Below are 17,667 nucleotides of genomic sequence, written 5' to 3'. Positions count from 1 at the left end.
AGGCCAGATATGACCAGCAACTACCGGGCTAAAAAAGATAAAATAGAAACAAAGGATCTCGCGACGCACCAATGCCGGGCCTGCCTGATGTGCGCGGATCCGGAACGGCGGCGCTGTGCCCGCGACCGGATGCGCGCCGAGGGCATCGGCAAGGCCGAGATCGACCACCTGCAACTGTCCAACAAATCAGCACACTAGGGAGAGACCTCCACATGTTGTCCAAGTCCACCACGCTCACGGCCCTCGGGCTCGCGCTCAGCGCGACCACCGCGCTTGCCGGGGACCCGGTCACGTACCAGCTCGACTGGCTTCCGGGGGGCGACAAGGCGCCCATATACGTCTGCGTCGACCAGGGCTTCTGCGCGGATGCGGGCCTCGACGTCACCATCGCCTCGGGCCGAGGCTCGTCGGATGCGATCTCGCGCCTTGCGGCGGGTTCGTCCGACATCGGCATGGCCGACATCGGCGCGCTGATGGCCGCCAAGGCACAGGAAGGCGTCGGGGTGACCTCGGTGATGTCGGTGTTCAACAAGGGACCGCATGCCTTCTACACGGTCAAGGACAGCGGCTTCGACAGCGTCGCCGACGCAAAAGGTAAGAAGATCGCCACGTCGCCCTTCACCTCTTCCAACGTCTACCTCCCGCTGGTGCTGAAGGACGTGGGCCTGAGCGAGGCCGACTTCGAGCTGACCAAAGCCGACGCCGGCGCGCTCGGGCCGATGCTGATGACCGGGCAGGTCGACGGCATCGTCGCCTGGATGACCGACCTCTCGCGCTATCAGGGCCAGGGCAAGGACGCGGGCAAGGAGATCATCGCGCTGCCCTGGTCGGCTGCTGGCCTGGAACTCTACTCCGCGTCGCTGAATGCCAACGATGCCTTCCTCGCCGAACGTCCCGACGTCGCCGCGCGCTTCGTCGCCGCCTTCAAGAAGTCGATCGAGTTCTGCAGGACCAACCCGGAAGACGCCGCGCAATCCGTGGTCAACATGGTGCCGGAGCTGGAGCATGGCGACGTGCTCGGCTCGCTCAACGACATGCTGGCGCTGGTGTACAACGAGGTGACCGAGGCCGACGGGCTCGGCGTCTTCGAGCCGGGACGGCTTGCCGCCACATGGAACCGCGTGTCGCAGGCGCAGGGACTGGACGGGGCGGCACAGAACCCCGAGGTCTTCGTGACCCGCGATTTCCTGCCCGGCGGGGAAGGCTGATGGAAACCCCCGCCGCCATTCGTTTCGACCGGCTGGGCCAGGTCTTCGAGACCGGCTCCGGCCGGGTGGAGGCCCTGCGCAACGTCAGCTTCGAGGTCGCCCGGCATGAGTTTCTCGCCGTGCTTGGCCCCTCGGGCTGCGGCAAGTCCACCTTGCTGCGCATGATCGCCGGGTTGCTCGAACCGACTTCGGGCACGGTCGAGGTGTTCGGGCGGCGGGTCACCGGCCCGCGCGAGGACATCGGCATCGTCTTCCAGAAGCCGACGCTGCTGCCCTGGGCCACGATTGAAGACAACGTGCTGTTCCCCGTCCGCCACAAGCGTGGACGGGTGGGCCGCCACGACCGCGACCGGGCGCAGGACCTGCTGCGCATGGTCGGGCTCGAGGGATTTGGCAAGCGCCTGCCAGACGAGCTGTCCGGCGGCATGCAGCAGCGCGTCGGGATCGCCCGCGCGCTGCACATGGACCCCGATATCCTGCTGATGGACGAGCCCTTCTCGGCGCTCGATGCGCTGACCCGCGAGGAAATGGGCTTCGACCTGCTGCGCATCTTCGGCGAGCGCCCGAAGACCGTGGTCTTCATCACCCATTCCGTCAGCGAGGCGGCGCTCCTCGCCGACCGCGTGTTGGTCATGACCGGTCGCCCCGGTTCGGTGCTGACCGAGCTGCCGGTGCCGGTTGCCCGCCCGCGTGGCCGCGAGACGATCAAGGATCCGGCGGTCACCGAGATTGCCGCCCACCTGCGCGACCTGCTGCTGCAAAGGGATGCCGCCTGATGAGCCTTTCGATGCCAGATTTTTCCAAGCCCGAAAGCAAACGCCCCGATCTACGGCGCATCCTCGCCGCGCCGGGCGTCGCCGCGATCCTCACCATCCTCGGCACAGTCGCGCTCTGGGAGCTTGCCGCGCGCTCGCTGAATATCCCCAGCTACCTGCTGCCGGCTCCGAGCTCGATCTTCTCGACCTTCCCCAGCATCGGCGCGGAACGCTGGGCCGGCCACGTCTGGGCAACGCTGCGGGTCGCGCTGCTGGGCTTCGCGCTGGCCATCGCCATCGCCATTCCTCTGGCTATCGCGCTGGTGCGCTCGCCGGCGCTGAACCGCACGCTCTACCCGCTGTTGGTTATCGTGCAATCCACGCCGGTCGTCGCCATCGCGCCGATCATCATCGTGGTTCTGGGGGCCGGGGATGCGCCGCGCATCGTCATCACCACGCTGATCTGCTTCTTCCCGATGGTGGTCTCCACCGCCACCGGGCTTGCCGCCACGCCGCCTGAACTCATCGAGCTGTCGCGGAGCCTGCGCGCCCCGGTCTTTCGAGAAATCACCCAGATCCGGCTGCCTTTCGCCGTGCCCTACATCTTCTCGGCGCTGAAGATCTCGGTGACGCTGGCGGTGATCGGCGCGGTTGTGGCCGAGTTCTGCGCCTCGGACGCAGGCGTCGGCTACTTCATCCAGTTCTCGACCTCGATGTTCAAGCTGCCGCAGGCCTGGGCCGGGCTCTTCGTCCTCGCCGCCATGTCACTGGCCTTGTTCCAGGCGGTGAGCTGGGCGCAGAAGCTGCTCTTCCCCTGGAGCCTGCCGCGCAAGCGTTGAGACCTCGCGCACCTCTTTCGCATTGGGCGGCCCGCCGCCCGGTGCCTTCCCCCGGAGTAGAAGCAGTCAGGCCACGGCCCGGACATTGCTCCCCACCCTGCCGGACCTTCCGGCACCCTACTTTGGAGACCGCAATGAGCACCAACTACGATCTTGCCGAGCTGAACAAGGAAACCACCATCGGCGGCATGGGCAGCACCATCGAGCGTGACGTCCCTGCCATCGATCTGTCCGACTTCGACACCCGCAAGCACGAGATCGCCGACGCCCTCTGGGACGCCGCCACGGGCATCGGCTTCTTCCAGGTCTACAACCACGGCATCCCCGAGCAAGACATCGACGCCGCCTTCGACACCGCCTGGGAGTTCTTCGAGCTGCCGACCGAGGTGAAGGCGCAATACCCGATGCCGAAGGGCACCAACGCCGGTTGGGAATTCAAGGCGCAGGTGCGCCCCTCCACCGGCACGCCCGACAACAAGGAAAGCTATCAGGTCACCCGCCCGCTGATGCAGGGCAAGTGGCCGACCGAGGAAGAGCTTCCCCGATTCAAGGAACGCGCGCTGAAGTTCGAGCGCCAGAACTGGGAGCTGGGCATGCGGATCCTGTCGTGCTTTGCGCTTAAGATGGGCTTTGCCGAAGATTTCTTCACCCATGCGCATGACCCTGAGTCGGACCAGTACCAGTCGACGCTGCGGCTCATCCACTACATGTCGATGGAAGACGCCAAGCCAGAGGACTTCAAGGCCTGGCGCGCCGGGGCGCATTCGGACTTCGACTGCCTCACCATCCTGCACCAGAAGGAAGGCGAGGGCGGGCTGCAGGTCTGCCCGGGCAAGGACGCGGGCTCCAATGCCTGGACCGACGTGCCGCCGCGCCGCGGCTACATCACCTGCAATATCGGCGACATGCTGATGCGCTGGTCGGACGATCAGCTGCAGTCGACGCTGCACCGGGTGCGCATGCCCTATGAGGGCGAGTACAAGGGCCGCCGCCTGTCGCTGCCGTTCTTCTGCCAGGCCAACCGCGACGCGGTCATGCAGGGTCCCTTGGGCAAGTACGAGCCGATCACCGCGGGCGACTACCTGACCATGCGCATCAATGCCAACTTCGCCGCCAGCCAGGCCGCCAAGAAGTAAGGCGTTGAGCATGGGCCGTTCGGGTGACACCATCACGACAAAGGGCAGGGCGCAGAACCCTGCCAGACCCAGCTTTGGAAGGTCCATGCTGCACGGACGCGCTCTGCGCTACATCGACGAGGTCGCCCGTCAGGGCTCCATCCGCAAGGCGGCGCGCGAGTTGAATGTCGCCGCCTCCGCGGTCAACCGGCAGGTCCTCGAGGTCGAGGCCGACTTCGGCGTACCGATCTTCGAGCGCCTGCCTCGCGGGTTGAAGCTGACCGCCCCGGGCGAGCTGCTCATTGCCCATATCCGCGAGACGCTGAAGGGCCACGACCGCCTGCAGGCGCGCATCCATGCGTTGAAGGGCCTGTCGCACGGCGAGGTTACCGTCGCCACCATGGCGACGCTCGCCGCCGGTCGGCTTGGCGACGTGGTGGCCGAGTATTGCGAGCGTCATCCGCGGGTCGAGCTGAAGGTCACCGTCTGCAACCGTTCCGAGCTGATGGAGATGGTGGCTTCGGGCGAGGCCGAGATCGGCCTTGGCTACAACCTGCCCGAGGACAACCGCATGCAGCTCTCGGCCGTCTTCCAGCACCGGCTTGGCGCGGTGGTGGCGCCGGGTCACCCGCTCACGGCCAAGCCGAACGTGCGCGTCGCCGACTGCCTGATCTACCCGCTGGTGCTGGCCTCGCAGCAGCTGTCGCTGCGGCCGCTGATCGAGAACCTCGCCCCGGCCAATGCCGATCTTCGGCCGGTGGTGGAAACCAACTCGACCGAGATGATGAAGCGCCTCGTGCGCCGCCCGCCGCATGTGACCTTTCTCAACCGCGTCGACGTCGACCAGGAGTTGCGCGACGGCGATCTTGCCTTCCTGCCGCTGATGGCCGCCGCCGGACGGCAGCGGCTCAGCCTCGTGCACCGCAGCCGCGGGGCGGTCAGCTCGGCGGCGGACGGCTTCATGCAGGCCATCAAGGACCACTTCGGGCAGGGCGAAAGCTGAGCCCCCGACAAGCTACGGAAAGACCTGAGATGACCACCAAGATGCACCGCCGCCTCGAAGAGGCGTTCGCGGCAGGCGGAGACCTGCTGCTCACCCAGTTGCGCTGCCCCGCCGCGCTGTTGACCGAGGGTGCGCCCGTCGGGGCCCCGGTGGACGCCGACGGCACCGCGCGTGTCGATCTGCTGATCCGCGCCGGGCGCATCGCTGCTGTCGCGGCGCCGGGCGGGATCGCTGCGGATGCGCCGCGCCTGAGCCTTGAAGGACGGCACGTCTGGCCGATGCTGGTCGACGCCCACACCCATCTCGACAAGGGTCACGTGATGGGCCGCGCGCCCAGCTCCGGCGGCACCCATCCCGGCGCGCGCGAGGCCACGACCCGTGACCGCATCGCCCATTGGCGGCACGACGACCTGATCCACCGCATGGACTTCGGGCTCTCCTGCGCAGAGGCGCATGGCGTCGCCGCGATCCGCACCCATCTCGACAGCCACGAGGGGCAGGGCGAAACCGTCTGGGGCGCCTTTGCCGAAATCCGCGAGGCCTGGAAGGGGCGGGTCGCGCTGCAAGCCTCGGCGCTGGTGCCCTTCGATGCCTGGGGCGCGGACTACGCGGTGCGCCTTGCCGACATCGTGGCCGAGCACGGCGGGCTGCTCGGCGGGGTGACCCGCCCGTCCGGCGGCACCCATGGTGCGCTTGATGACATCGAGGCTCTTCTCGACCGGGTCTTCACCCTGGCCAAGGAGCGCGACCTCGACCTTGACCTGCACGTCGACGAGGCCGCCGAAGCGGATGCCCTCCCGCACGTGGCCCGCGCCGCGATCCGCCATGGCTACGAGGGGCGGGTGACCTGCGGCCATTGCTGCTCGCTCGCGCGTCTGCCCGAGCCCGAGATGCACGCCACCATCGCGCTGGTGAAGGCGGCGGGGCTCTCGCTGATCACCCTGCCGACGGTCAACATGTACCTTCAGGACCGCGTGCCGGGCCGCACGCCGCGCTGGCGCGGGGTGATGCCGATCCACGAGCTGCGTGCCGCCGGGGTGCCGGTGGCGGTGGCCGGAGACAATTGCCGCGATCCCTTCTACGCCTACGGCGATCACGACATGCTCGACACCTGGCGCGAGGCGGTGCGGATCTGCCATCTCGACCATCCGTTCGGGGACAGTGCGGGTCTGGCGGGGAGGGCTCCGGCGGCGATCTGCGGGTTCGAGGCGGGCAGCCTCGGCGCCGGGCGCCGGGCCGATTTCATGGTGCTTGATGCCTGGAGCCTCGACCAGATCATCGCCCGGCCTCAGTCCGACCGGCTGCTGGTGCGTGAGGGGCGGGTGTTGGATATCCGCCCGCCATCCTACGAAGCGCTGCACCTGGCCCGTTCCGAGGCGGAGCCAGAGCCGGCCTGACTTGCGCGGGCCGGGTGGCTCAGCGCTGCTCGGCCCTGCGCGCCCGGATCAGCGTGAAGATCCCGGCGCAGACGATGATCGCCGTGCCGAGCGCCACGTTCGGCCGCAGCGTCTCTCCGAAGACCACGATCCCCAGCGCCGCCGCGAAGACCAGCTGAAGATAGGCGAAGGGCTGAACCGCCGAGGCCTCGGCCACCTCGTAGCATTTGATCAATGTGTAATGGCCAGTCGCCCCGGTCAGGCAGAGCAGCGCCATCATTCCCCAGTCGGGCAGGCTCATCGGCTCCCAGAACCACATGCCGATCAGCGTCGCCGTTGCCACCCCAACGACACCGGTCCAGAAGAAGGAGGTCGCGGCGCTGTCGCTGCGGGCGACGCGGCGGGTGAGCAGCCCGTAGAGGGCGAACATCAGCGCCGCCACCAGCGGGATTGCCGCCAGCGGCGAGAACACCCCGCCCGAGGGTTGCAGGATGATGAGGATGCCGACAAAGCCGATGCCGATCGCGGTCCAGCGCCGCCAGCCGACCCGCTCACCCAGCACCGGTCCGGAAAGGGCGGCGATGAGCAGCGGGTAACAGGCGAAGACCGCATGGCTCTCGACCAGGCCGAGGTGGACGAAGGCCGAGACCATGACGCAGATCTCGACCACCAGCAGCACGCCGCGGAAGGCCTGCACGAAGGGCTGGCCGCTCTTCGCCGCGGCTTTGAGCCCGCCCTTGCTGCGCGCCGCCAGCGTCAGAACGAAGACGGCGAAGAACCAGTAGCGCACCATCGTGACCATGTAGACATTGGTGGCCTCCGACAGGTGCCGCGACAGCCCGTCCTGCATGGCGAAGATGAAGGTGGTGAGCACCATCAGCCAGATGCCGAGGCGCGTGTTCTGCTGGGCCATCAGGGTTTCCTTGCGACGGTCATGTGGCGTTTGCGCCCGTGGCCCGGGCGACGCTCGACCTCGAAGCCCGCCTCGGCCAGCGCCCGCCGCACGTGACCCGCGGCGGTATAGGTGGCGGCGCTGCCGCCGGGGGCGGTGTGGCGAGCAACCTCTGCCATCAGCTCGGGCCCCCAGAGCTCCGGGTTCTTGGCCGGGGAGAAACCGTCGAGGAACCAGGCGTCGGCCAGCTCCTGCCACGCGGGCAGGGTTTCTCTTGCGTCCCCCACGATCATGGTGAATTGCAGGTCGGGCAGGGTGATCTCGCGCGCATCGCGTTGCCAGAAAGGTGCCAGCTCGGCGGCGATCCCTGACAGCTCGGGAAAGGCCGCCTGCGCCCGCAGCATGTCCTCGGCGGCAAGCGGAAAGGCCTCGAAGGTGGTGAAATGAAGCTGCCCGTCGATGCCCTCGGCGCGCCAGAGCGCCAGCGTGGCCAGCAGGTTCAGCCCTGTGCCGAAGCCGAGTTCGGCCACGTGGAACCCGTCCCGCAGCCGCGCCGGCAGATCGTTGCCCGCGTGGAAGGTGTGCCGGGTCTCCGACAGGCCGTTTTCCAGCGAATAATAGGGATCGTCGAAGCGCGGCGAGACAGGCACGTCTCCGTCGCGCCACTCCGGGGTGTCGGGCTGGCTCATCCTGCGGTCCTGTCCTAGAACTGTGATCCTACATGAAGCGGAGTCGGCGGAATGGCAAGCAGCCAGAAGAGCGTGGATGTGACGGTGCGCGGGGCGGGCATTTTTGGCCTGTCGATTGCCTGGGCCTGCGCGCTGCGCGGCGCGGCGGTGCAGGTCGTGGACCCCTTTGGCGCTGGCTCGGGATCGAGCGGAGGGCAGGTCGGCGCTCTGGCCCCGCATGTGCCCGAGACCTGGAACCCGAAGAAGGCTTTCCAGTTCGACAGCCTGCTGATGGCCGGAGAGTTCTGGTCCGGAGTCGAGGCGGCGGGCGGTGTCTCCTCGGGGTACGGGCGGCTTGGGCGGCTGCAGCCGCTGGCAGACGACAAGGCGGTGGCGCTGGCGCACGGGCGCGAGGGCACCGCGCGCGCGCTCTGGGAGGACAACGCCGTCTGGGAGGTGATCCCCGCGGCAGAGGCCGGAAGTTGGGCGCCGGTCAGCGCCTCGGGCCTGCTGGTGCGCGACACGCTGACCGCGCGGATGAACCCGCGCCGGGCCTGCGCCGCGCTGGTCGCGGCGCTCGCGGCGCGCGGGGTCGAGGTGCAGCCCGAGGCCGAGGACGCGGGGCAGGTGCTCTGGGCCACCGGCTGGCGCGGTTTGAAAGAGCTGTCGGAGGCGCTCGGAAAGAACGTCGGTACCGGCGTGAAGGGCCAGTCGGTGAGCCTGCGCTATGATGCGGGAGAGGTGCCGCAGATCTACGCCGAGGGGCTGCATGTCGTGCCGCACGCGGATGGCACCGTGGCGGTCGGCTCGACCTCGGAGCGGGACTTCGACGATCCCAGCGCCACGGACGATCAATGCGAGGCGCTCATTGCCCGGGCGGCGCTGGCGGTGCCCGCGCTGCAGGGCGCCGAGGTGATAGAACGCTGGGCCGGGGTACGCCCGCGTGCGCGCAGCCGCGCGCCGATGCTCGGTGCCTGGCCGGGGCGCGAGGGGCATTTTATCGCCAACGGCGGCTTCAAGATCGGCTTCGGCATGGGTCCCAAGGTGGCGCAGGTCATGGCCGATCTGCTGCTCGACGGGCATGATGCCATCCCCGAGGGGTTCCGGGTCGAAGATTCGCTCTGAACAGCTTGGACTCGCCGCGCGCGTCTGCAAGCTTGGCGCGGACTCCGGCATTCCCCTAGGCCAAGCGCGCAGGGCGCCGCCGGATCGGCACAACAGGAGAGACCCGCGTGAGTCACGCACCAGACATGCCCGAAGACATGGCCCGCATCGCAAGAGACGCGAAAGACTGGCGACAACACCTCCACCAGCAGCCGGAACTGCTCTACGAGCTGCACAAGACCGCCGCTTTCGTGGAAGAGAAGCTGATGGGCTTCGGCGTCGACGAGATCGAGACCGGCATCGCCAAGACCGGCATCGTGGCGCTGATCAAGGGCGCCAAGGGCGACGGCCCGGTGATCGGTCTGCGCGCCGACATGGATGCGCTGCCGATGGACGAGAAGACCAACCTTCCCTACGCCTCGAAGGTGCCCGGCATGATGCACGCTTGCGGCCACGACGGGCATACGGCGACGCTGCTCGCCGCTGCGCAGTACCTCTGCCAGACACGCGACTTCGCCGGCACCGTCGCGCTGATCTTCCAGCCCGCCGAAGAGGGCGGCGCGGGGGCGCGCGCGATGATCGAGGAGGGTCTGATTGATCGGTTCGGGATCGGCGCGGTCTACGCCATGCACAACGATCCGGGTCTGCCGGTCGGCCAGTTCGCCACGCGGCCCGGCCCGATGATGGCAGGGGCCGACCGCTTCGTCGTCACCGTCACCGGGCGCGGCGGCCATGCCTCGGCGCCGACCAAGTCGATCGACCCGGTGGTGGCGGCGGCGCATCTCATTGCCTCGGCACAAACGCTGGTGTCGCGCTTTTCCGATCCTTTCGACCAGGTGGTGGTGTCGATCACCTATCTCGACGCGGGCTCGGCCGGCGCGCTCAACGTGATCCCCGACACGGCGGTCTTTGGCGGTACGATCCGCACGATGAACTCGACAACCCGCGCCGAGATCGAGGCGCGTCTGCGCCGCATGCTGACGTCCGGCGCCGAGCAGTTCGGCTGCGAGGCCACGCTCGACTGGCGGCCGGGCTACCCGGTGACAGCGAATGACGCGGCGAAAACGGCGGTGGCGCTGGCCGCCGCGGCGGCGGTCGCAGGCGCCGAGAATGTCGACGGCGACTGCGCGCAGGCGATGGGCTCGGAGGACTTCTCCTACATGCTCGAGGCGCGCCCCGGGGCCATGGTCCTCTACGGCAACGGCGACAGCGCCGAGTTGCACAACGCTGCCTACGACTTCAACGATGACGCGATCCTTCCGGGGATGCGCTACTGGGTTGAACTGGTCGCCCGCGAACTGGCCGCCTGAAAGACGCGCCGCGCCTTCGCCGCATCAGCCCCCGAGGGGGCGCGCGGTGAAGAGCACCTGTCCGCGCGGCAGCATGACCGCGCTGCGCGTGACCCTCCATCCGCTGCCCTGCGCCAGGTGCTCCACGTCCTCGGCGAGGACGTGGTAGGGCGCGCGGATGTCATGGGTCACCACCCCGTCGGGCTGGCGGTAGGGCTGCATCGCGCTCACCGGGTCCGGCGCGAGAAAGACAGTGAAGAGAAAGCTCTCAAGCCGCTCGAACCGGCGCAAGTTGGTCAGCGCGCGCCGCACATAGGCCATGGGCAGATGCGGGAAGACCGCGAAGGCGATGGCATGGGTGATGCTGCTCGGCACCCCCGGAAAGTCGAAGCGCGCATCCTCGATCAGCTGCGCCGGATCGAGCCGCGCCGGAACCTCGAGCTCGGCCCTGTGCCCCGCCAGCAGGATCTCGCGAGAGGCATCCGTGGCCCAGTAGTGGCCGGGCTCGAGATAGGGCACGGCCTTGCAGCCGAGCCGCAGCGCCCCGGCGCCGATATCGAGCAGGTGGTGATGCGGCAGCAGGCCGGCATTTTGGAGGATCGACATCTCGATCCGCCCGGTCTCATCCCAGCGGCCGCCGACGATGGCGCGGTGCCGGCCTGCGGCGATGGCGGAGTCGTAAAACCCGGCCAGTTCATAGGGGTTGGTGGACACGGTCTGATGGGTTCCAGCAGGGGCGGCGCGCAGGGCGCCCTGCGCCTCCCTTGCGTCCAAAATTCGGCGCAAGTCAAGCCGCCACGCAGCCCCGGCCCGTCAGGCCGGCGGCACCGCCGGGGTCTGCGGGCGCCGGTGAGCCAGCCGCTCGCGGTGGATCAGGTAGAGCCCCGAGCCGACGATCAGCGCGATGCCCGCCCAGACCATAGCAGCGGGGAAGTCGCCGAACACCAGCCATCCCAGCAGCGTCGCCGAGGCCAGCTCGAGATAGCCCAAGGGCGCGATCAGCGCCGAGGGGGCGAGCCGCAGCGCGTAGGTCAGGAAGATATGCGCCAGGGTCGCCGCAAGGCCCATGCCGCCAAGAAAGCCCCAGGCCGCGCCCTGCGGCCAGACCGCGCCGCCGCCGAGGCTCTCGGGCAGCAGCCACATGAAGGGCGCGCCAAGGATCACCGCGGCAATCGCCGTGGTGGCCTGCTGCGCCACCGGCGCCAGGCTCCGCAGCTGCCGCGTGACCAGCATGTAGCCGGCGAAGGACACCGCGGTGATGAGCGGCAGGATGGCCGACAGGCCATGGTTCGCCAGCCCGGGCTGGACCACCAGAAGCGCGCCGCCGAAGCCGACGATGGAGGCGAGGATCCGGCGCGGCCCGACGCTCTCTCCCAGCAGCGCCCAGCCGAGGAACATCAGCACGAAGGGCTCAATCTGGCCGATCGCCAGCGCATCGGCGATGGGCATGCGCACCATCGCACCGACAAAGGCGATGGTGGCGACCAGCGACAGCGCTGCGCGGGCAATCGTGAGCAGCAGTTCGCGCCGGGTCAGCCGCAGGCGGATGCGCAGGACCAGCGCCAGCGCCAGCATGAGCGCGCCCTGTACGACGAACCGCGCTACGGTGATCTCGGCAACGGGCAGGCTGCGGGTGGCGAGCTTCGAGCCGACGTCGATCAGCGGCGCCGTGGCGCAGAAGCCGAGCATGAGCAGCGCCCCGAGCAGGGGGCGGTCGACGTGCAGGGCGGCCGTCGGCGCGGCGTGGGGGGCGTTTGTCGTTTGCATCCGCATGCCATGCGCAGGCCACCGCGATTTGGCAAGAGGGCATGTGCATGCCACGCGACGGTGGTCGAGCGGAGCGTGCCGTGCCGGTCTCAGACCCGGATGCCGTAGCGGCTGATCTTGTCGTTGAGGGTCCGCCGCGCCATCCCCAGCGCCTTGGCGGCGCGCTCGGTATTGCCTCGGCAACGTTCGAGCGCGAGGCTGATCTCGCGGGCCTCGAAGGCGGCGACACGAGCGGCAAGGCTCTCGGGCTCGGCGATCGGCGCCGCGGCCTCCTCGGGCAGGTCGAGCCCGAGGGCGTAGCGTTCCGCCATTGCCTTCAATTCGCGCACGTTGCCGGGCCAGGGCCGGCGCAACAGCCGTTGCCTCAGCGTGTAATCGACCGCCGGCATCTCCTGTCCGTAGCGCGCCGCCGCCAGGTTGGCGTAATGGCTGAACAGCAGCGCGATGTCGTCGCCAAGCACACGCAGCGGATCGACGGTGATCTCGGCCCCGGCGAGCCGGTAGAAGAGGTCGGCGCGGAAGCTGCCGTCGAGCGTCAGTGGCCGCAGGTCGGTCTTGGAGGTGGCGATGATCCGCAGGTCAAGCGGCCGCAGGCGGTTCTCGCCCAGCCGTTCGACGGCGCGTTCCTGCAGGGCGCGCAGCAGTTTGGGTTGTATCGCCGCGGGCATCGCCTCGATCTCGTCGAGCATCAGCGTGCCGCCCGAGGCGGTCTCGAGCTTACCGGGCTTGTCCTGGGCCCCGGGGAAGGCACCGGCCACATGCCCGAAGATCTCGATCTCGAAGAGGCTCTCGGGCAGGGCGGCGCAATTCACCGCGACCAGGGGTCCGGCGGCGCGGGCGCTGGCCTCATGCAGGGCGCGGGCGACCAGTTCCTTGCCGGTGCCGGTCTCGCCGGTGATGACCACATCGAGATCGGTCGGGCCGATCGCCGCGATGCGCGCGCGGAGTCTGGACATGGCCGCCGACTGACCGAGCAGCCCGCCCTCGTCGCGGCGGGTGATGCGCTCCTGCAGCCGGCCGATCTCGGCGCGCGCGGCGCGGCCGCGCAGGCCGCGCTCGATCACCGACAGAAGATGCATTCCGTCATAAGGCTTCTCGAGGAAGTCCTCGGCCCCGGCGCGCATCGCCTGAACTGCCTGCGCCAGATCGCCATGGCCGGTGATCAGCACCACCGGGCAGTCGGGATCGCGCGCGCGGGCGGCCTCGAGCAGCTGCTGCCCGTCCATGCCGGGCATCCGCAGGTCGGTCAGGATCAGGTCGGGGCGGCTGCCGGCGGCAAGCGCCTCGGCGCCGCCGGCAAAGGCTTCGGCGCGGTAGCCTGCGGCCTCGATCAGATCGCAGAGCGCGAGACGGTGGTCGCGGTCATCCTCGACCACATGGATCAGCGGGCTCATTCGGCGGCCTCTCGTTCGTCGTCACTTTCCAGCAACGGCAGGATCACCGCGGCCTCGGCGCCCCGGCCGGGGGCCGAGCGGATGTCGAGCCGTCCGCCGAATTGCTGGACCACCTCGAAGCAGATCGCAAGCCCGAGCCCCAGACCCTCGCCGCCGATCTTGGTCGAGAAAAAGGGCTCGGTGACCCGCGGCAGCACGTCGGGGGCGATGCCGGGGCCATTGTCGGTCACCAGAAGGGTCACGTCCTGCGCGCCACGCTCGATCGACAGCGTCACCTCGCCTTGGCCCGGCTCGACGGCCTCGATGGCATTGTGCAAGAGGTTCATCAAGACCTGCTCGAGCCGGGCGTGGCCGGCCTCGACCATGGGGGCATCGGCAGGGGCGTCGAACTGGAGCTGGACCCCGGCGGCGTCGGCGCGGGGCTGGGCCAGCGCCAGCGCCGAGCGCGCCACGTCGACGGCGCAGACGGGCGAGAGCGGGGCCGCCTCACGGCGCGAGAAATTCTTGAGGTGCTTGGTCATCCGCTGCATCCGCCGGATCAGCCCGCGTGCCGACTGCAGCCGGGCGGCGGTCTGCTCCGGCGCCCGCGAGAGGCCGAACTCGGCGGCGGTCAGCGTCGCCTCCATCGCGGCGAGCGGCTGGCTGACCTCGTGCACGATGGCCGCGGACATGCGGCCAAGCGCGGCCATCTTCTCCGATTGCACAAGCGTCGCCTGCGTCGCGCGCAGGTCGGCCTCGACCTGGCGGCGGGCCTCGACCTCGCGCGCCAGCTCGGCGGTGCGCTGGCGGACCTTGCGCTCCATCACCTCGGTCTGGCGCAGCCGCAGCGCGATGAACCGCTGGCGGTGGCGCCGCATGTCGGCGAGCCCGAGCCCCAGGAGCGCGGCCAGCAGAACCAGCGCGGCGGTGCCGGCAGCGGCGGCGCGGGCGGGCCAGGTCGGGCTGGCCGCCAGCAGCCGCCAGCCGGTCTCGAACGGCGTGCCTCGAAGGGTCATGGCGCGGCCCTCACCCTCGATCCGCAGCGCGCTGCCATTGGGCAGAAGCGGTGCCGAGCTTCCAAGGTCGGTGCGCTCGTAGAGGCGCGAGGTGTCGAGCCGGTCGAGCGTGGCGCCTGGCAGGCGGGTCAGGGGGCGATAGCGCCAGGCCGGCACCGACGAGAGGAAGACGACGTCGTCCTTGTCGGTGACGGCGATGTGCTGGCCGGTCTCGGCCCAGGCCTGCTCGAGCGGACGCAGGTCGATCTTCACCACCATGACGCCATGCACCCCGAGACCGGGATCGTCGACGCGGGCCGAGATGAAGTAGCCGGGCTCGCCGGTGGTCACGCCGATGGCATAGACCGCGCCGTTGCCGGTGGCGCGTGCATCGGTGAAATAGGGGCGGAAGCTATAGTCGTGGCCGACGTAGCTGTCGGGCTCGCTCCAGTTCGAGGCGGCGATGGTCACCCCCGCCGCGTTCAGCAGGTAGAGACGCCCCGAGCCGGTCTGCGCGGCAATCTTCTGCAAGTAGCGGTTGGCGGCGTCGATGGTGGCGGCATCGGAAGGTTCATTCAGCGCGGCGTGGATCCGGGCGTCTTCGCCGGTGACGCGCGGCAGGTAGCGGAACCGGTCGATCTCGGTCTGCAGGGCGCGGTGGCTGACCAGCAGCTCTTGCTCGAGCCCCTGACGCAATTCGGCGATGACCAGCTGCCAGGCCAGCGCGCCGCAGAGCAGCGCACCGATTGTCACCAGCATCAGCCGCAGCCGCCAGGCCGAGCGGAGGCGGGGCAGAAGGGCGCCGCGACGGGTCATCAGTCCGCGTCGGGGCAGGGGGCGAGCTGCACCGGCTTGCCGGAGCTGGCGCCGAGTTCGGTGCAGTCCGCGCCGCAGAGCGTCCAGGCCGAGGGCGTCTTGCCCGAGGCAGCGAGGCTCAGCGCGGGCACAGGCGGCAGGTCCGGCGCCCAGACCCACCAGCCGTCTTCGAAATGGCCGCCCTCGCCGGGCTCCATGCCCGCGCCAGAGCCCTTGACCGCCGCCTGCGTCAGGTGGAGGCGGTGATCCTCGGTGACTTCCCAGGTCTCGCGCCAGTCCTCGCGTTCGACCGAATGGGTCCACTCCAGCGTGAAGCTGCCGCCCTCGGCGAGGGCGATCACCATCGCCCCCGCCATCAGGCAGCCGGTCATGCCGACACCGGGGCCTTGCGCCGCCAGACCAGCAGTCCGAAGACCACGGCGAGGGCAAAGCCGATCTCGTCGGTGATCGGCAGCGCCGCGACGAGGGTGAAGGCGGCGGCGACGGCGATCAGCCGCTCCCAGATTGCCAACGGGCGGCCGAGCCAGCCGATGACGCTGGCGCCCCAGAGTGCGAGGGCGATGAGCGCCTTGAGCACGATGTAGGCGACCGCAGGCCAGTAGCCGATGGCGCCCGCCAAAGCGCCGCCGTCTTGCAACATCAGCGCCGGGGTATAGACCGCCATGAAGGGCACGACGAAGCCCGCTGCGGCAACCTTGATCGCCTCGAAGCTGATCTTCAGCCCGCTTTCCTTGGCGATCGGCGCGGCGGCGAAACAGGCCAGCGCCACGGGGGGCGTCAGGTCCGCGAGAATGCCGAAGTAGAAGACGAACATGTGGCTGACGATCAGCGGCACCCCGAGATCGAGCAGCGCCGGGCCGGCGATGGACGAGGTGATGATGTAGTTGGGAATCGTCGGGATACCCATGCCGAGGATGATGCAGGTGATCATCGTCAGCACGAGGCTCAGGAACAGGCTGTTCTGCCCCACCGAGACGATGAACTGGCCAAAGGTGTTGGCCGCGCCGGTCAGGGTCATGACGCCGATGATCACCCCGACGAGGGCGCAGGCGATGCCGACCGGCAGCGCGGTCTTGGCGCCATCGGCAAGGCTGTCACGGCAGACCGCCAACGTCTCGCGTCCGCCCTTGAAGGCGGCGCAGGCGGCGATGAGCACCGCCAGAACCAGCAGCAGCGCGTGGATGCCGAACTTGAAGAAGGCCGAGGCGCAGAGGCCCAGCACGATCCAGAAGATGACCCGCACCGCCGTCGACGAGAACCCCATGGCGATGGCCGCGCCGAGGATCAGCATACCCGTCAGCGCAAGCCCGATGGTCCCGGCGAACAGCGGCGTGTAGCCCGAGAACAGCAGCCAGACCAGCACCGCCAGCGGCAGGATCAGGTACCAGCCCTCTTTCAGCGCCTTGCGGGCCGAGGGCATCTCGTCGGCCGAGAGCCCGCGCAGGTCGCGCTTGCCGGCCTCGAGGTGGACCATCCAGAACGCCCCGGCGAAGTAAAGGATGGCGGGCACCAGCGCGGCCTTGACCACCTCGACGTATTGCACGCCGAGGGTCTCGGCCATGATGAAGGCGACGGCGCCCATGACGGGGGGCATGATCTGCCCGCCCATCGAGGCGGTCGCCTCGACGCCGCCGGCAAAGGCCGAGCGGTAGCCAAAGCGCTTCATCAGCGGGATGGTGAATTGGCCGGTGGTGACGACGTTGGCCACGCCCGAGCCCGAGATTGTGCCCATCAGCCCCGACGACAGCACCGAGACCTTGGCGGCGCCGCCCATGCGGTGCCCGACGAGGCCCAGCGAGACATCGGTGAAGAGCTTGATCATCCCGGCCTTTTCGAGGAACGAGCCGAACAGGATGAAGAGGAAGATGTAGGTCGCCGACACATAGGTGGGGATGCCGTAGATCCCCTCGGTGCCATAGGCGATCTGCTCGACCACCTGTTCAAACGCGTAGCCGCGGTGGTTGAACGGCGAGGGCAGGTGCTGCCCGAAGAGCGCATAGCACAGGAAGAGCCCGCAGATGATCGGCAGCGCCGGGCCCATGAGCATCCAGGCGGCGACAAAGACTGTGACGATGGCGATGCAGCCGAAGACCAGATCGGTCAGCGTCGGAGCGCCGGCGCGCATCAGCAGCGGCGTGTATTCGATCCACTGGTAGGCCGCGACGGCCACGCCGGCGACGGCAAACAGCGTGCAAAGGGTCCGCAGCGGTGCCCCGAAGCCGCGCCCGAGCGCCAGCAGCGGGAAGCCGAGCGCCATCAGGAAGCCGACGTGCACCGCGCGCATCACCTGGCTCGGCAGGTCGATGACATGGGCGGCAATGGAAATCTGGTAGAGCGAGAAGGCCACCGCCAGCCAGAAAAGGAAACGCCCGGTCAGGCTCGGCGGAAAGCTCGAGGCCAGCGGGTCGTGCAGTTCGGCCAGTTCCTCGGCCCGGCCGTGCTCGGCCGCAGTTTGTCCGGTCATGTG

At 69.0% G+C, this 17,667-nt stretch carries 17 protein-coding genes; 9 read left to right on the top strand and 8 right to left on the bottom strand.

What is annotated here, in order from left to right:
• Positions 1–9 precede the first annotated feature (9 nt).
• From G0Q01_RS24020 to G0Q01_RS23990, 7 genes are all read left to right on the top strand, one after another.
• Positions 10–198, top strand: coding sequence for a hypothetical protein (locus G0Q01_RS24020; RefSeq protein ID WP_164189252.1), 189 nt, complete (start codon positions 10–12; stop codon positions 196–198).
• Between the two features lie 14 nt (positions 199–212).
• Positions 213–1,208 (top strand): ABC transporter substrate-binding protein, encoded by a 996-nt coding sequence (locus G0Q01_RS24015; RefSeq protein WP_164189250.1) that lies wholly within the window; start codon positions 213–215, stop codon positions 1,206–1,208.
• On the top strand, positions 1,208–1,984 hold the full coding sequence (locus G0Q01_RS24010; RefSeq protein ID WP_108969016.1) for an ABC transporter ATP-binding protein: 777 nt from the start codon (positions 1,208–1,210) through the stop codon (positions 1,982–1,984). The genes G0Q01_RS24015 and G0Q01_RS24010 overlap by 1 nt, the downstream gene beginning before the upstream one ends.
• The gene (locus G0Q01_RS24005) at positions 1,984–2,802 is read left to right on the top strand and encodes an ABC transporter permease (RefSeq protein WP_203595155.1); all 819 of its coding nucleotides are present in this window, start codon (positions 1,984–1,986) and stop codon (positions 2,800–2,802) included. The genes G0Q01_RS24010 and G0Q01_RS24005 overlap by 1 nt, the downstream gene beginning before the upstream one ends.
• Positions 2,803–2,936: 134 nt before the next feature.
• A complete protein-coding gene (locus G0Q01_RS24000) occupies positions 2,937–3,938 on the top strand; it encodes an isopenicillin N synthase family oxygenase (RefSeq protein ID WP_164189248.1) in 1,002 nt (333 codons plus the stop codon).
• 85 nt (positions 3,939–4,023) lie between these two features.
• Positions 4,024–4,920, top strand: coding sequence for a LysR family transcriptional regulator (locus G0Q01_RS23995; protein ID WP_164189246.1), 897 nt, complete (start codon positions 4,024–4,026; stop codon positions 4,918–4,920).
• A 29-nt stretch (positions 4,921–4,949) separates the two neighbouring features.
• Complete coding sequence (locus tag G0Q01_RS23990; RefSeq protein WP_164213924.1) at positions 4,950–6,317, top strand: cytosine deaminase; 1,368 nt, start codon at positions 4,950–4,952, stop codon at positions 6,315–6,317.
• 19 nt (positions 6,318–6,336) lie between these two features.
• Here the strand turns inward: G0Q01_RS23990 and G0Q01_RS23985 are convergent, their stop codons facing one another.
• Positions 6,337–7,209, bottom strand: coding sequence for a DMT family transporter (locus G0Q01_RS23985; protein ID WP_164189242.1), 873 nt, complete (start codon positions 7,207–7,209; stop codon positions 6,337–6,339).
• Positions 7,209–7,877, bottom strand: a complete 669-nt coding sequence (gene mnmD / locus G0Q01_RS23980; RefSeq protein WP_164189240.1) for a tRNA (5-methylaminomethyl-2-thiouridine)(34)-methyltransferase MnmD — start codon at positions 7,875–7,877, stop codon at positions 7,209–7,211. Before mnmD ends, G0Q01_RS23985 begins: the two co-directional genes overlap by 1 nt.
• A gap of 51 nt (positions 7,878–7,928) precedes the next feature.
• Here mnmD and G0Q01_RS23975 point away from each other — a divergent pair, with 51 nt between their 5' ends.
• The gene (locus G0Q01_RS23975; RefSeq protein ID WP_164189238.1) at positions 7,929–8,981 is read left to right on the top strand and encodes an FAD-binding oxidoreductase; all 1,053 of its coding nucleotides are present in this window, start codon (positions 7,929–7,931) and stop codon (positions 8,979–8,981) included.
• Positions 8,982–9,088: 107 nt separating this feature from the next.
• Positions 9,089–10,270: a M20 aminoacylase family protein gene (locus tag G0Q01_RS23970; RefSeq protein ID WP_370457140.1), complete on the top strand. Its 1,182-nt coding sequence runs from the start codon at positions 9,089–9,091 to the stop codon at positions 10,268–10,270.
• A 24-nt stretch (positions 10,271–10,294) separates the two neighbouring features.
• On the opposite strand, the gene G0Q01_RS23965 is transcribed toward G0Q01_RS23970, so the two are convergent.
• The 6 genes from G0Q01_RS23965 to G0Q01_RS23940 form a co-directional block, all read right to left on the bottom strand.
• Positions 10,295–10,963, bottom strand: a complete 669-nt coding sequence (locus tag G0Q01_RS23965; RefSeq protein WP_164189360.1) for a class I SAM-dependent methyltransferase — start codon at positions 10,961–10,963, stop codon at positions 10,295–10,297.
• A 99-nt stretch (positions 10,964–11,062) separates the two neighbouring features.
• Positions 11,063–12,016, bottom strand: a complete 954-nt coding sequence (locus G0Q01_RS23960; protein ID WP_164189236.1) for a DMT family transporter — start codon at positions 12,014–12,016, stop codon at positions 11,063–11,065.
• A gap of 89 nt (positions 12,017–12,105) precedes the next feature.
• The gene (locus tag G0Q01_RS23955; protein ID WP_164189233.1) at positions 12,106–13,410 is read right to left on the bottom strand and encodes a sigma-54 dependent transcriptional regulator; all 1,305 of its coding nucleotides are present in this window, start codon (positions 13,408–13,410) and stop codon (positions 12,106–12,108) included.
• Positions 13,407–15,200: an ATP-binding protein gene (locus G0Q01_RS23950; RefSeq protein WP_164189231.1), complete on the bottom strand. Its 1,794-nt coding sequence runs from the start codon at positions 15,198–15,200 to the stop codon at positions 13,407–13,409. The genes G0Q01_RS23955 and G0Q01_RS23950 overlap by 4 nt, the downstream gene beginning before the upstream one ends.
• Entirely contained in the window at positions 15,200–15,571 is a 372-nt protein-coding gene (locus G0Q01_RS23945) for a DUF1850 domain-containing protein (RefSeq protein WP_164189228.1), read from the bottom strand. The genes G0Q01_RS23950 and G0Q01_RS23945 overlap by 1 nt, the downstream gene beginning before the upstream one ends.
• A complete protein-coding gene (locus tag G0Q01_RS23940) occupies positions 15,568–17,664 on the bottom strand; it encodes a TRAP transporter permease (RefSeq protein ID WP_164189226.1) in 2,097 nt (698 codons plus the stop codon). The genes G0Q01_RS23945 and G0Q01_RS23940 overlap by 4 nt, the downstream gene beginning before the upstream one ends.
• Between the last annotated feature and the right edge of the window lie 3 nt (positions 17,665–17,667).

It is taken from the genome of Salipiger sp. PrR007, assembly GCF_010499845.1.
Taxonomy (GTDB): Bacteria; Pseudomonadota; Alphaproteobacteria; order Rhodobacterales; family Rhodobacteraceae; genus Salipiger; species Salipiger pacificus_A.
This window is presented reverse-complemented; position numbering and strand designations above follow the sequence as displayed.

Coding starts and splice junctions, on each gene's coding strand:
- G0Q01_RS24020 (WP_164189252.1), top strand. CDS start 10: ATGACCAGCAACTACCGGGCTAAAAAAGATAAAATAGAAACAAAGGAT.
- G0Q01_RS24015 (WP_164189250.1), top strand. CDS start 213: ATGTTGTCCAAGTCCACCACGCTCACGGCCCTCGGGCTCGCGCTCAGC.
- G0Q01_RS24010 (WP_108969016.1), top strand. CDS start 1,208: ATGGAAACCCCCGCCGCCATTCGTTTCGACCGGCTGGGCCAGGTCTTC.
- G0Q01_RS24005 (WP_203595155.1), top strand. CDS start 1,984: ATGAGCCTTTCGATGCCAGATTTTTCCAAGCCCGAAAGCAAACGCCCC.
- G0Q01_RS24000 (WP_164189248.1), top strand. CDS start 2,937: ATGAGCACCAACTACGATCTTGCCGAGCTGAACAAGGAAACCACCATC.
- G0Q01_RS23995 (WP_164189246.1), top strand. CDS start 4,024: ATGCTGCACGGACGCGCTCTGCGCTACATCGACGAGGTCGCCCGTCAG.
- G0Q01_RS23990 (WP_164213924.1), top strand. CDS start 4,950: ATGACCACCAAGATGCACCGCCGCCTCGAAGAGGCGTTCGCGGCAGGC.
- G0Q01_RS23985 (WP_164189242.1), bottom strand. CDS start 7,209: ATGGCCCAGCAGAACACGCGCCTCGGCATCTGGCTGATGGTGCTCACC.
- mnmD (WP_164189240.1), bottom strand. CDS start 7,877: ATGAGCCAGCCCGACACCCCGGAGTGGCGCGACGGAGACGTGCCTGTC.
- G0Q01_RS23975 (WP_164189238.1), top strand. CDS start 7,929: ATGGCAAGCAGCCAGAAGAGCGTGGATGTGACGGTGCGCGGGGCGGGC.
- G0Q01_RS23960 (WP_164189236.1), bottom strand. CDS start 12,016: ATGCAAACGACAAACGCCCCCCACGCCGCGCCGACGGCCGCCCTGCAC.
- G0Q01_RS23955 (WP_164189233.1), bottom strand. CDS start 13,410: ATGAGCCCGCTGATCCATGTGGTCGAGGATGACCGCGACCACCGTCTC.
- G0Q01_RS23950 (WP_164189231.1), bottom strand. CDS start 15,200: ATGACCCGTCGCGGCGCCCTTCTGCCCCGCCTCCGCTCGGCCTGGCGG.
- G0Q01_RS23945 (WP_164189228.1), bottom strand. CDS start 15,571: ATGACCGGCTGCCTGATGGCGGGGGCGATGGTGATCGCCCTCGCCGAG.
- G0Q01_RS23940 (WP_164189226.1), bottom strand. CDS start 17,664: ATGACCGGACAAACTGCGGCCGAGCACGGCCGGGCCGAGGAACTGGCC.